Genomic DNA, 12,289 nt, shown 5'->3' with positions numbered 1-12,289 from the left:
CTCAGCGATAAACCTGCTATTTTCCGCTACAGAACGCCGAAAATATCTGCGTTCTGTATCCTAAATGCTCCGCATTTAGCGTTACAATCAGCGCGCGATCGGCTATCGCAACCATCATCATGACAGTCCAGGCGCTGTCGCATTTATCATATGTAGGAGAGGAATTAATGTCAGTGGATACTCCCGCCCAGGCGGGCGTCAGCATCGACGCATTGCTGGCGGCGAAAGAGCAGCGTGCAGCCCGCCAGGCCGACTGGTTGGCCCATTATCAGCAGCCTGTTATTTCCCTGACCCTGGTGACCCCCGGGGCGGTGAAGGACAGCATTCGCTATCGCAACATGATGGGCGTAGCCCTCCAGGCCTGCGATCAACTGCTGTGGAAACACCGCTGGCAAACGCTGGATCGTCAGGTGCTGTGGCTGCCGACCGGGCCTGAAGCGCTGTGGTGCGTGGCGCACCCGGCCAGCGAAATCAAAGCGATGTGCAGTACGCTGGAGCAGAGCCATCCGCTGGGACGCTTGTGGGATATCGATGTGATCTGTCCGCAGAGCGGTCAGGTGGGACGCCAGTCGCTGGGCGAGTCGCAGCGCCGCTGCCTGCTGTGCGATGAGCCGGCGCACGCCTGCGCGCGCAGTCGTCGTCACGACACCGATCTCGTCGTTGCCCGCGTTGAGCAGATGATTGACGCGTGGTTTGCCCGCGATTAACGGGTCAGTATTCCCCGGCGGCAAAGCGCCGCCGGGTAGGTCCTAAAAGTCGATCGGCGCGCGGAAGGTCATCGCGTTGCCGTAGGCGGGGTGGGTAATGGTGAGCGTCTCGGCGTGCAGCAGCAGGCGCGGGGCCATCGCCAGCGCCTCAGGCGTGGCGTAAAAGCGGTCGCCAAGGATCGGATGCCCCAGCGCCAGCATATGCACGCGCAGCTGGTGCGACCGTCCGGTAATCGGCTTCAGGCGCACGCGGGCGGTGTTATCTTCCGCGTACTCCAGCACCTCATACTCGGTCTGCGCCGCTTTGCCGGTTTCATAACACACCTTCTGCTTTGGCCGGTTCGGCCAGTCGCAAATCAGCGGTAAATCCACCAGGCCCTCCGCCGGCTGCGGATGGCCCCAGACGCGGGCGATGTACTGCTTCTTCGGCTCGCGCTCGCGGAACTGACGCTTCAGTTCGCGTTCCGCCGCCTTATTCAGCGCCACCACAATCACGCCGCTGGTGGCCATATCAAGGCGATGCACCGATTCGGCCTGCGGGAAGTCGCGCTGAATGCGCGTCATCACGCTGTCTTTATGTTCATCAAGACGACCCGGCACGGACAACAAGCCGCTCGGCTTGTTGACCACCATGATGTGCTCATCCTGATACAGGATCACCAGCCAGGGATCCTGCGGCGGATTGTAGTTTTCCATCGCCATTTTGCGTTCCGTTACTGGTGAGTGACGACGATCAGACGCAGCGCGTCCAGACGCCATCCGGCCTGTCCCAGCGCCTCCAGCACCTGCTGGCGGTTACTTTCAATCGCCGCCAGTTCGTCGTCACGGATGTTCGGGTTGACCGCCTTCAGCGCTTCCAGACGGGAGAGCTCCGCCGTCAGCTTATCGTCGGCTTCGCTACGCGCCGCGTCGATCAGCCCCTGCGCCGCCTTGGCGATCTGCGCTTCGCCCTGCTGCAGAATGGCGTGAACGTCCTGTTGAACCGCGTTGACCAGCTTGCTGCCGGTGTGGCGATTGACCGCGCTCAGCTGGCGGTTGAAGCTTTCAAACTCCACCTGGCCGGCGAGGTTGTTGCCGTTTTTATCCAGCAGCATGCGAACCGGGGTCGCCGGCAGGAAGCGGTTGAGCTGCAGCTGCTTCGGCGCCTGCGCTTCGACCACGTAGATCAGCTCCAGCAGCAGAGTGCCGACCGGCAGCGCCTTGTTCTTCAGCAGGGAAATGGTGCTGCTGCCGGTATCGCCGGAGAGGATCAGGTCGAGGCCGTTGCGGATCAGCGGGTGCTCCCAGGTGATGAACTGCGCGTCTTCACGGGACAGCGCCACGTCACGCTCGAAGGTGATGGTGCAGCCGTCCTCCGGCAGACCCGGGAAGTCCGGGACCAGCATATGGTCGGAAGGGGTGAGGACGATCAGGTTTTCGCCGCGGTCGTCCTGGTTGATGCCGACGATATCGAACAGGTTCATCGAGAAGGCGATCAGGCTGGTGTCGTCATCCTGCTCTTCGATGCTCTCCGCCAGGGCCTGAGCTTTCTCGCCGCCGTTGGAGTGGATCTCCAGCAGACGGTCGCGGCCCTGCTCCAGCTGCGCTTTCAGGGCGTCATGCTGCTGGCGGCAGGACTTGATCAGATCGTCAAAGCCGTCGGTGGATTCCGGCGCCGCAAGGTAGTTGATCAGCTCGTCATGGACGCTGTCGTAGACGGTCCGTCCGGTCGGGCAGGTATGCTCGAAGGCGTCGAGACCTTCGTGGTACCAGCGCACCAGCACCGACTGCGCGGTCTTTTCCAGGTACGGGACGTGGATCTGGATATCGTGCGCCTGGCCGATACGGTCGAGGCGGCCGATACGCTGCTCCAGCAGATCCGGGTTAAACGGCAGATCGAACATCACCAGATTGCTGGCGAACTGGAAGTTGCGTCCTTCGGAACCGATCTCAGAGCACAGCAGCACCTGGGCGCCGGTGTCTTCTTCGGCAAACCACGCCGCGGCGCGGTCGCGTTCGATAATCGACATTCCTTCATGGAACACGGCGGCGCGGATACCTTCGCGCTCGCGCAGCACCTGCTCCAGCTGCAGCGCGGTGGCGGCCTTGGCGCAGATCACCAGCACCTTCTGCGAACGGTGGCTGGTCAGGTAGCCCATCAGCCACTCGACGCGCGGGTCGAAGTTCCACCAGGTGCCGGTATCGCCTTCAAATTCCTGATAGATCTGCTCCGGATAGAGCATGTCGCGCGCGCGCTCCTCCGCGGTTTTGCGGGCGCCCATGATGCCGGACACTTTGATGGCCGTCTGGTACTGGGTCGGCAGCGGCAGGCGAATGGTGTGCAGCTCGCGTTTCGGGAAACCTTTGACGCCGTTACGGGTGTTACGGAACAGCACGCGGCTGGTGCCGTGGCGGTCCATCAGCATCGAGACCAGCTCCTGGCGCGCGGCCTGGGCGTCTTCGCGATCGCTGTTGGCGGCCTGCAGCAGCGGCTCGATATCCTGCTCGCCGATCAGATCGCCGAGGGTATTGAGTTCGCTATCGCTCAGCTTGTTGCCCGCCAGCAGCAGGGCGACGGCGTCGGCCACCGGACGGTAGTTCTGCTGTTCTTCGACAAACTGCGCGAAATCGTGGAAGCGGTTCGGATCCAGCAGGCGCAGGCGCGCAAAGTGGCTCTCCATCCCCAGCTGTTCCGGCGTCGCGGTCAGCAGCAGAATGCCCGGCACGCGCTCGGCCAGCTGTTCAATGGCTTGATATTCGCGGCTCGGCGCCTCTTCGCTCCACACCAGGTGGTGCGCTTCATCGACCACCATCAGGTCCCACTCGGCGTCGCACAGATGCTCCAGACGCTGCTTGCTGCGGCGCACGAAATCTAAAGAGCAGATCACCAGCTGTTCGGTTTCAAACGGGTTATAGGCATCATGCTGCGCTTCGGCGTAGCGCTCGTCGTCAAACAGCGAGAAGCGCAGGTTGAAGCGGCGCAGCATCTCCACCAGCCACTGGTGCTGAAGGGTTTCCGGGACCACAATCAGTACGCGCTCGGCGGCGCCGGAGAGCAGCTGCTGGTGCAGGATCATCCCGGCTTCGATGGTTTTACCTAAGCCCACTTCATCGGCCAGCAGGACGCGCGGAGCGTGACGACGACCCACGTCGTGGGCGATGTTCAGCTGATGCGGGATCAGGCTGGTGCGCTGGCCGCGCAGGCCGCTCCAGGGCATGCGGTACTGCTCGCTCTGGAACTTGCGCGCGCGGTAGCGCAGGGCAAAGCGGTCCATGCGGTCGATTTGGCCGGCGAACAGGCGGTCCTGCGGCTTGCTGAACACCAGTTTGCTGTCGAGCAGCACTTCACGCAGGGTGACGTTCGCTTCCTGGGTATCGAGGCGGGTGCCGGTGTAGGACAGCAGCCCGTTCTCTTCATGCACTTTGTCAACGTGGAGCTGCCAGCCTTCGTGGCTGGTAATGGTGTCGCCCGGGTTAAACATCACGCGAGTGATCGGGGAATCGTTGCGTGAGTACAGACGGTTTTCGCCGATGGCGGGGAAGAGGAGAGTGACCATGCGCGCATCCAGCGCTACCACCGTCCCTAATCCTAGTTCGCTCTCTGTGTCGCTAATCCAGCGTTGACCAAGTGTAAAAGGCATATATGTTCGGCTCTTTAGTTCTTTAATTGCAGGCAATAGTTGATCATCCCCATGTACAACCGGAGATGCGTCAAAATTGGGGCCAGGAATGGAAAGGGCGCTATATTACTGGATGGCAGAACGTTCGTCACGTCCTCCTCACGGTTCATTTTCAGGCTTCTGCGCCCGCGGAATGGGTGTGAAAAAATCAAAATAGCCCCAGCTGTCCTGTCACTATTGTAGCAAAGTCGTCGTTGACGAAGGGCAGGATCCCTTCCGCCACCGGCTGCAGCTGCTTTGACAAATAGTGGTCGTAATCGAGCGGCGATTGTTGATAATCCACCGGTTCCGGGCCGCCGGTGGTCCAGACGTATTTGATGGTGCCGCGCTGCTGATACTGCTGCGCCCGACCCCGCTTCAGGTTGTGCTCATCGGCAAGCCTCGCGGCGCGCACATGAGGCGGCACGTTGCGCTGATACTCCGCCAGCGGCCGGCGCAGGCGTTTGCGATAAACCAGCTGCTCATCGAGCTCGCCGTTCATCAGCCTGGCGATAGTCTCCCGCACATAATCCTGATACGGCTGGTTGCGGAAGATGCGCAGGTACAGCTCCTGCTGAAACTGCTGAGCCAGCGGCGTCCAGTCGGTGCGCACCGTTTCCAGCCCTTTGAAAACCATGCGCTGGCCGTCGCCCTCCTGAATCATGCCGGCGTAACGCTTCTTGCTGCCGGTATCGGCGCCGCGGATCGTCGGCATCAGAAAACGGCAGAAGTGGGTTTCGTATTCCAGCTCCAGGGCGCTGGTAAGCTGGCTTTTGCCAAGCTCTTGCGCCCACCAGGCGTTGACATCGTTCACCAGCGTCCGGCCAATCTCCGCCGCCTGCGCTTCGCTGTGCGGGCGCTTAAGCCAGACGAAAGTGGAGTCGGTATCGCCGTAGATAACGTCATAGCCTTTGGCTTCAATTAACGCTTTGGTCTGACGCATGATCGCGTGGCCGCGCATGGTGATCGACGAGGCGAGACGCGGGTCGAAGAAGCGGCAGGCGCTGGTGCCCAGTACGCCGTAAAAGGCGTTCATGATGATCTTCAGCGCCTGGGAGAGCGGCTTATTGTGCCGGCGCTTGGCTTCATCGCGGCCATGCCAGATCTGGCTGACAATCCCCGGCAGGCAGTGCTTGTCTCGCGAGAAGCGGGCGCCGAGGAAGCCCTCAATGCTGTGCTGGTCATCGGGCTGCGCCAGACCCTCCACCAGGCCGACCGGATCGATTAAAAAGGTGCGAATGATCGACGGATACAGGCTCTTGTAGTCCAGGACCAGCACCGAGTCATACAGGCCGGGGCGGGAGTCCATCACATATCCGCCGGGGCTCGCCTGCGGCGGCACGTCGCCGAGGTTCGGCGCCACGTAGCCCAGGCGGTGCATGCGCGGAAAATAGAGGTGGCTGAAGGCGGCGACCGAGCCGCCGTGGCGATCGGCGGGCAGGCCGTTGACCGTCGCTCGTTCGAGCAGAAACGGCATGATCTCCGTTTTGTGGAAGATCCGCGTCACCAGCTCGCAGTCCTGTAGGTTATAGATGGCCAGCGCCGGTTTATCGTCATGGAAGCGGCGATCGATCTCGTCCATCCGATCCCACGGGTTGTCGATGGCTTTGCCTTCGCCCAACAGCTCGCGCGCCACCGCCTCCAGCGAAAAGGAGGAGAAATTCCAGAACGCCGATTTCAGCGCCTCGATACCGTCGATAATCAGCCGGCCGTTGGCCTGGGCGAAGAAGACGCCGTTCTTAAAGCCGTGCTCGCGCCACTCCAGCTCGCTGTTGCCGCGGCCGAGCCGCAGCGGGATACGATAGCGTTCGGCATGCTTTTGCAGGACGCGCAGATCAAACTGCACCACGTTCCAGCCGATCAGCACGTCGGGATCGTGATCGGCAAACCAGGCGTTGAGCTTTTCCAGCAGCAGGGGGCGACTGGCGACGTAGACCAGATCGAAATCGACGTCTGGCGGCGTTTCCGGTTCGGGGCCCAGCATGTAGACCACCCGCTGACCGCAGCCTTCCAGGCCGATGCAGTACAGCTCGCCGTGACGGCTGGTTTCGATATCCAGCGACACCCATTTCAGCGGCGGGCGATAGTCAGGATGGGGTTTCATGCGCGCGTTGACCAGATGCGGGCCACGCGTTTCGCCTTCCACCCACACCGGGGCGGTAATAAAGCGCTCCATCAGGTAGCGCTCCGGCGGACGGATATCGCCCTCATAGAGGGTGACGCCGCTGTCGCGGAGCATCTTCTCCAGACGCATCAATTGACGATGGGCGCGGCAGTAGAGGCCGACCACCGGCTGGCGGTGGAAATCTTTCAGGGCCAGCGGGGCGAAGCGGAAGCCTTTCTCACCCTGCAGCAGTCGCTCAGCCTGCGCCCGCTGCGCGGCGGGGATAAAGGCGACGGACTCCTGCGGCGGCAGCGTGACCTGCAGCGGGCCGTCGTCGGTGGCCAGCCAGAAGGACAGCTCGGTGCCTTGCGGAGTGTCCCGCCAGTGACGGGTGAGTAAAAAACCTGCTCGTGGCTGGGTCACGGGTGCTCTCAACGATAAAAAACCAGGCCTGATTATAGCCTGGTTTCTCAGTGGGTGCTGGGGTTTTATACAGGTACTCGGCGCTAAGGTGGCGCCGGATTTCGGCTTGCGCGCTTATCCGGGCTACCCGACGCGGCGGAGCCGTAGCCCTGCCAGGCGCAGCGCGAGCAGGGTGATTATTGGCCGTAGTAGGCTTTAGCCCCGTGCTTACGCAGATAGTGCTTATCCAGCAGGGTCTGCTGCATATCCGGCAGCTGCGGCGCCAGCTGGCGGCAGAAGATGCCCATATACGCGATCTCTTCCAGCACGATGGCGTTATGCACCGCGTCTTCGGCATTTTTACCCCACGCGAACGGGCCGTGGGAATGAACCAGCACGCCAGGCATCTGCGCCGGGTCGATCTCGCGCTGGCGGAAGGTTTCAACAATCACCTTGCCGGTTTCCCATTCGTACTCGCCATTGATCTCCGCATCGGTCATCAGCCGGGTGCAGGGCACTGGACCATAGAAATAGTCGGCGTGGGTGGTGCCGGTCGCCGGAATAGCTTGCCCGGCCTGCGCCCAGATGGTGGCGTGGCGCGAATGGGTATGCACAATGCCGCCCAGCGTCGGGAAAGCCTGATACAGCAGGCGATGGGTCGGGGTATCCGACGAGGGCTTCTTCTTACCCTCCACCACTTCGCCGCTCTCCAGACTGACCACCACCATATCGTCGGCGGTCATTACGCGATAATCCACGCCGGAGGGTTTGATAACCAGAACGCCCTGGTCGCGGTCGACGGCGCTGACGTTGCCCCAGGTTAAGGTCACCAGATTATGCTGCGGCAGCGCTAAGTTGGCTTCCAGAACCTGGCGTTTAAGATCTTCTAACATAGTGTGCTCCGAATAGCAGGCGAGTCGGGTATCCCTCACCCCGGCCCTCTCCCGGCGGGAGAGGGAGGAAGGCGGCATCGCGCCCGGCCGGTACCCTCTCCCCGGCGGGGAAAGGGGTAGGGTGAGGGGACGACCTTTTAGCGTTTTGAACCGTAATAGACTTCATTCCAGCGCAGCGCGTCTTTGAAGGCCGGCAGACGGGTATCGTTGTCGATGACGGTCAGCTCGATATCATTCAGCTCGGCGAACTGGCGCATATCGTCGAGGTTCAGCGCATGGCTGAAGACGGTATGGTGCGCGCCGCCGGCGATGATCCAGGCTTCCGAAGCGGTACGCAGATCCGGCTGCGCTTTCCACAGGGCGTTGGCCACCGGCAGCTTCGGCAGATCGTGCGGCGTCGGGACGGTTTCAATGGTGTTGACCAGCAGACGGAAGCGGTCTCCCAGGTCGATCAGGCTGGCGACAATCGCCGGGCCGGTCTGGGTATTGAAGATCAGGCGCGCCGGATCCGCTTTGCCGCCGATGCCCAGCGGCTGGACGTCGAGGATCGGTTTCTCGGCGGTGGCGATCGTCGGGCACACTTCCAGCATGTGCGAGCCGAGCACCAGATCGTTGCCATTGTCGAAGTGGTAGGTGTAATCCTCCATAAAGGAGGTGCCGCCCTGCAGACCAGTTGACATCACCTTCATGATGCGAAGCAGAGCGGCGGTTTTCCAGTCGCCCTCGCCGGCAAAGCCGTAGCCCTGCTGCATCAGGCGCTGTACGGCGAGACCCGGGAGCTGTTTCAGGCCGTGGAGATCTTCAAAGGTGGTGGTAAAGGCGTGGAAACCGCCCTGTTCGAGGAAGCGTTTCATCCCCAGCTCAATGCGCGCGGCGTCCAGCACGTTCTGGCGCTTGTCGCCGTGAACCTGCGCCGCCGGGGTCAGACGGTAGCTGCTCTCGTATTCATCGACCAGCGCGCTGATATCGCCGTCGCTGACGCTGTTGACCACCTGCACCAGATCGCCGACCGCCCAGGTGTTCACTGAGAAGCCAAACTTGATCTGCGCCGCGACTTTATCGCCGTCGGTCACCGCCACTTCACGCATGTTATCGCCGAAACGGCACACTTTCAGATGACGGGTATCCTGTCTGGAGACCGCCTGGCGCATCCAGCCGCCGATGCGCTGGTGGGCCTCTTTATCCTGCCAGTGGCCGGTCACCACGCTGTGCTGCTGGCGCATACGGGCGCCGATGAAGCCGAACTCGCGGCCGCCGTGCGCGGTCTGGTTCAGGTTCATAAAGTCCATATCGATGCTGTCCCACGGCAGCGCGGCATTGTACTGCGTATGGAACTGCAGCAGCGGTTTGTTGAGGATGGTCAGGCCGTTGATCCACATTTTTGCCGGCGAGAAGGTATGCAGCCAGACCACTAACCCGGCGCATTTGTCATCGTAGTTGGCGTCGCGGCAGATATGGGTGATCTCGTCCGGGGTAGTGCCCAGCGGCTTGAGGACCAGTTTGCACGGCAGTTTGGCTTCCGCATTCAGGCTGTTCACCACATGTTCGGCATGCTTCGTCACCTGGCGCAGGGCTTCCGGGCCGTAGAGATGTTGGCTGCCAATAACGAACCATACTTCATAGTTATCAAAAATCGTCATTTTCGTATCCTTAATGGGTGAGCGCTGCCTGAGATTGCGGGGCTTTTTCCGCCTTTGCAGCCGAAGGGAGATAGTGTTGTTCGGCGCTGACCGACCACTGCTGGTAGCGCTGATAGAGTTGTTCGAAACGCTGTGCCTGCGCCGGGCGCGGCTGCAGGGTGGTTTCCACCTGGCTTGCCATCCGCTGCTGGGCGGCTGGAATATCCTCATAGACGCCGGCGGCGACGGCGGCGAAGATAGCCGCCCCCAGCGCGCAGCACTGATCGGAGGCGACAATCTGCAGCGGACGGTTCAGCACGTCGCAGCAGGCCTGCATGATGACCTGGTTTTTCCGCGCGATACCGCCGAGGGCCATGACGTTGTTAACCGGGATCCCCTGCTCGGTGAAGCACTCCATAATGGCGCGGGCGCCGAAGGCGGTGGCGGCGATCAGTCCGCCGAATAGCGCCGGCGCGTCGGTGGCCAGGTTAAGGTCGGTGATCACCCCTTTCAGGCGCTGGTTGGCATTCGGCGTGCGGCGGCCGTTGAACCAGTCCAGCACTACCGGCAGATGATCGAGCGATGGGTTACTGGCCCAGGCTTCGGTGAGCGCCGGCAGTAACTGTTTTTGGCTGGCTTTGATTTGTTCGCGCAATTCCGGATGCTGCTGGGCCAGCTGTTCCAGCGGCCAGCCGAGGATGCGCCCAAACCAGGCGTAAATATCGCCGAAGGCGGACTGGCCTGCCTCCATACCGATAAAGTGCGGGACCACGCTGCCGTCGACCTGGCCGCAGATGCCTTTGACCGTGCGGTCGCCGACGCTCTCTTTATCGGCAATCAGAATGTCGCAGGTGGAGGTGCCGATGACTTTCACCAGCGCGTTAGGCTGCGCGCCGGCGCCAACGGCGCCCATATGGCAGTCGAAGGCGCCGCCGGAGATGGCCACGGTCTGCGACAGGCCCAGGCGCTGGGCCCACTCTGCGCTTAGCGTGCCGACCGGCACATCGGCCGTCCAGGTATCGGTGAACAGCGGCCAGGCCAGATGCTGGTTAATGATGGGATCAAGCTCATCGAAGAAGCTGGCCGGCGGCAGCCCGCCCCAGCTCTCATGCCACAGCGATTTATGCCCGGCGCTGCAGCGGCCGCGGCGCAGATCCTGCGGACGCGTAGTGCCGGAGAGCAGGGCGGGCACCCAGTCGCAAAGCTCCACCCACGAGGCGGCTGCCTGGGCGACGGCGCTATCTTCCCGAGTGACGTGAAGGATTTTGGCCCAGAACCATTCGCTGGAGTAGATCCCGCCGATATAGCGCGAGTAATCCTCTTTGCCCGGCTGGTGGCACAGGCGGGTGATCGCCTCGGCTTCCTCGACCGCGGTGTGATCCTTCCACAGGACAAACATGGCGTTAGGGTTGTCAGCGAATTCTTCGCGCAGCGCCAGCACGTTGCCTTCGGCATCAATGGGAGCCGGGGTTGAGCCGGTGCTGTCGACGCCAATGCCCACGACGTCGGCGCGCTGTTCGGCGCTCAGGGAGGCAAGTACGCTTTTCAGCGCTGCTTCCATGGACTCGATGTAATCTCGCGGGTGGTGGCGGAAGCGGTTGTTCGCGCCATCGCAATACTGTCCTTCCCGCCAGCGCGGATACCACTCCACGCTTGCCGCCAGTTCTGCGCCGGACGCGCATTCCACCGCCAGGGCGCGGACTGAGTCACTACCAAAGTCGAGGCCAATCGCAATTGCCATCTTGTTACTCCATGCAGAAATCATTCATGCAGCAACAGTAGATATCCCCGGCAAAATCCGTCAGGCCGGATTCGCTAATCTTATGGATTATTTTGCTGTCACCTCGCAAAGTGTGACGCCGTGCAAATATTCGATGTGGACTTTCCTGCCGTATTTATAGACACTTTTGTTACCCGGCATATCCCGGTGGAATGCACGCCGCTGGCGCTTTTTTCGCTTGCTGTGCGGCTTTTTAGCGAAATTTCCACCGCCGTCGCAGTCGTGACAGGGCCGAGAGCGATAAAATGATGAATATGGACAATTGGTGTCACTAATACCTTCGGGAGAACCACGCGTATGGCCGAAACGCAAAACGATCCGCTGCTGCCGGGCTACTCTTTTAACGCTCATCTGGTCACCGGCCTGACGCCGATTGAGGCGCAGGGATACCTGGATTTCTTTATCGACCGCCCGCTGGGTATGAAAGGCTATATCCTCAACCTGACGATCCGCGGCGAGGGGGTGATCAACAACCACGGCGAGCAGTTTGTCTGCCGGCCGGGCGATATGCTGCTGTTCCCGCCGGGGGAGATCCATCACTACGGCCGCCATCCCGACGCCAGCGAGTGGTATCACCAGTGGGTCTACTTCCGCCCGCGCGCCTACTGGCACGAGTGGCTCAACTGGCCGACGATCTTCGCCCAGACCGGCTTTTTCCGTCCGGACGAGCAGTGGCAGGCGCGCTTTGGCGAGCTGTTCGGCCAGATCGTCGATGCCGGGCAAGGGGCGGGGCGCTATTCCGAACTGCTGGCGATTAATCTGCTGGAACAGCTCCTGCTGCGGCGGATGGAGGCGATCAACGAATCGCTGCATCCGCCGCTGGATAACCGGGTGCGCGACGCCTGCCAGTACATCAGCGACCATCTGGCGGACAGCCATTTTGATATCGCCAGCGTCGCCCAGCACGTCTGCCTGTCGCCCTCGCGCCTGTCGCACCTGTTTCGCCAGCAGCTGGGGATCAGCGTCCTCGGGTGGCGGGAGGACCAGCGTATCAGCCAGGCCAAACTGTTGCTGAGCACCACGCGGATGCCGATCGCCACCGTCGGGCGCAACGTCGGCTTTGAAGATCAGCTCTATTTTTCCCGCGTGTTCAAAAAATGCACCGGCGCCAGCCCGAGCGAATTCCGCGCGGGATGTGAATAAAAA

At 61.7% G+C, this 12,289-nt stretch carries 8 protein-coding genes; 2 read left to right on the top strand and 6 right to left on the bottom strand.

The annotated features are described in order from the left end of the window. The first annotated feature begins 167 nt into the window (after positions 1–167). A complete protein-coding gene (citX, locus tag ABLV52_RS21070; protein WP_004204286.1) occupies positions 168–707 on the top strand; it encodes a citrate lyase holo-[acyl-carrier protein] synthase in 540 nt (179 codons plus the stop codon). Positions 708–749: 42 nt separating this feature from the next. Here the strand turns inward: citX and rluA are convergent, their stop codons facing one another. The 6 genes from rluA to araB form a co-directional block, all read right to left on the bottom strand. Next, positions 750–1,409, bottom strand: a complete 660-nt coding sequence (gene rluA / locus ABLV52_RS21065; protein ID WP_023291957.1) for a bifunctional tRNA pseudouridine(32) synthase/23S rRNA pseudouridine(746) synthase RluA — start codon at positions 1,407–1,409, stop codon at positions 750–752. An 11-nt stretch (positions 1,410–1,420) separates the two neighbouring features. Then, positions 1,421–4,327 carry an RNA polymerase-associated protein RapA gene (rapA, locus tag ABLV52_RS21060; protein WP_017901204.1) on the bottom strand — a complete coding sequence of 969 codons (2,907 nt, stop codon included), beginning with the start codon at positions 4,325–4,327 and terminating at the stop codon, positions 1,421–1,423. Positions 4,328–4,514: 187 nt separating this feature from the next. Then, positions 4,515–6,872 carry a DNA polymerase II gene (polB, locus tag ABLV52_RS21055; protein WP_023291958.1) on the bottom strand — a complete coding sequence of 786 codons (2,358 nt, stop codon included), beginning with the start codon at positions 6,870–6,872 and terminating at the stop codon, positions 4,515–4,517. Positions 6,873–7,048: 176 nt separating this feature from the next. Next, positions 7,049–7,744: an L-ribulose-5-phosphate 4-epimerase gene (gene araD / locus ABLV52_RS21050; RefSeq protein WP_017901201.1), complete on the bottom strand. Its 696-nt coding sequence runs from the start codon at positions 7,742–7,744 to the stop codon at positions 7,049–7,051. Between the two features lie 137 nt (positions 7,745–7,881). Continuing rightward, the gene (araA, locus tag ABLV52_RS21045) at positions 7,882–9,384 is read right to left on the bottom strand and encodes an L-arabinose isomerase (protein WP_023291959.1); all 1,503 of its coding nucleotides are present in this window, start codon (positions 9,382–9,384) and stop codon (positions 7,882–7,884) included. A 10-nt stretch (positions 9,385–9,394) separates the two neighbouring features. Next, positions 9,395–11,104 carry a ribulokinase gene (gene araB, locus ABLV52_RS21040; RefSeq protein WP_348890900.1) on the bottom strand — a complete coding sequence of 570 codons (1,710 nt, stop codon included), beginning with the start codon at positions 11,102–11,104 and terminating at the stop codon, positions 9,395–9,397. Positions 11,105–11,440: 336 nt separating this feature from the next. Here araB and araC point away from each other — a divergent pair, with 336 nt between their 5' ends. Then, positions 11,441–12,286 carry an arabinose operon transcriptional regulator AraC gene (araC, locus tag ABLV52_RS21035; RefSeq protein ID WP_004204301.1) on the top strand — a complete coding sequence of 282 codons (846 nt, stop codon included), beginning with the start codon at positions 11,441–11,443 and terminating at the stop codon, positions 12,284–12,286. Positions 12,287–12,289 lie beyond the last annotated feature (3 nt).

This window comes from Klebsiella sp. GB_Kp056 (genome assembly GCF_040064755.1).
GTDB lineage: Bacteria > Pseudomonadota > Gammaproteobacteria > Enterobacterales > Enterobacteriaceae > Klebsiella > Klebsiella quasipneumoniae.
The sequence above is the reverse complement of the archived record's forward strand: the minus strand, read 5'-3'. Positions and strand labels throughout refer to the sequence as shown.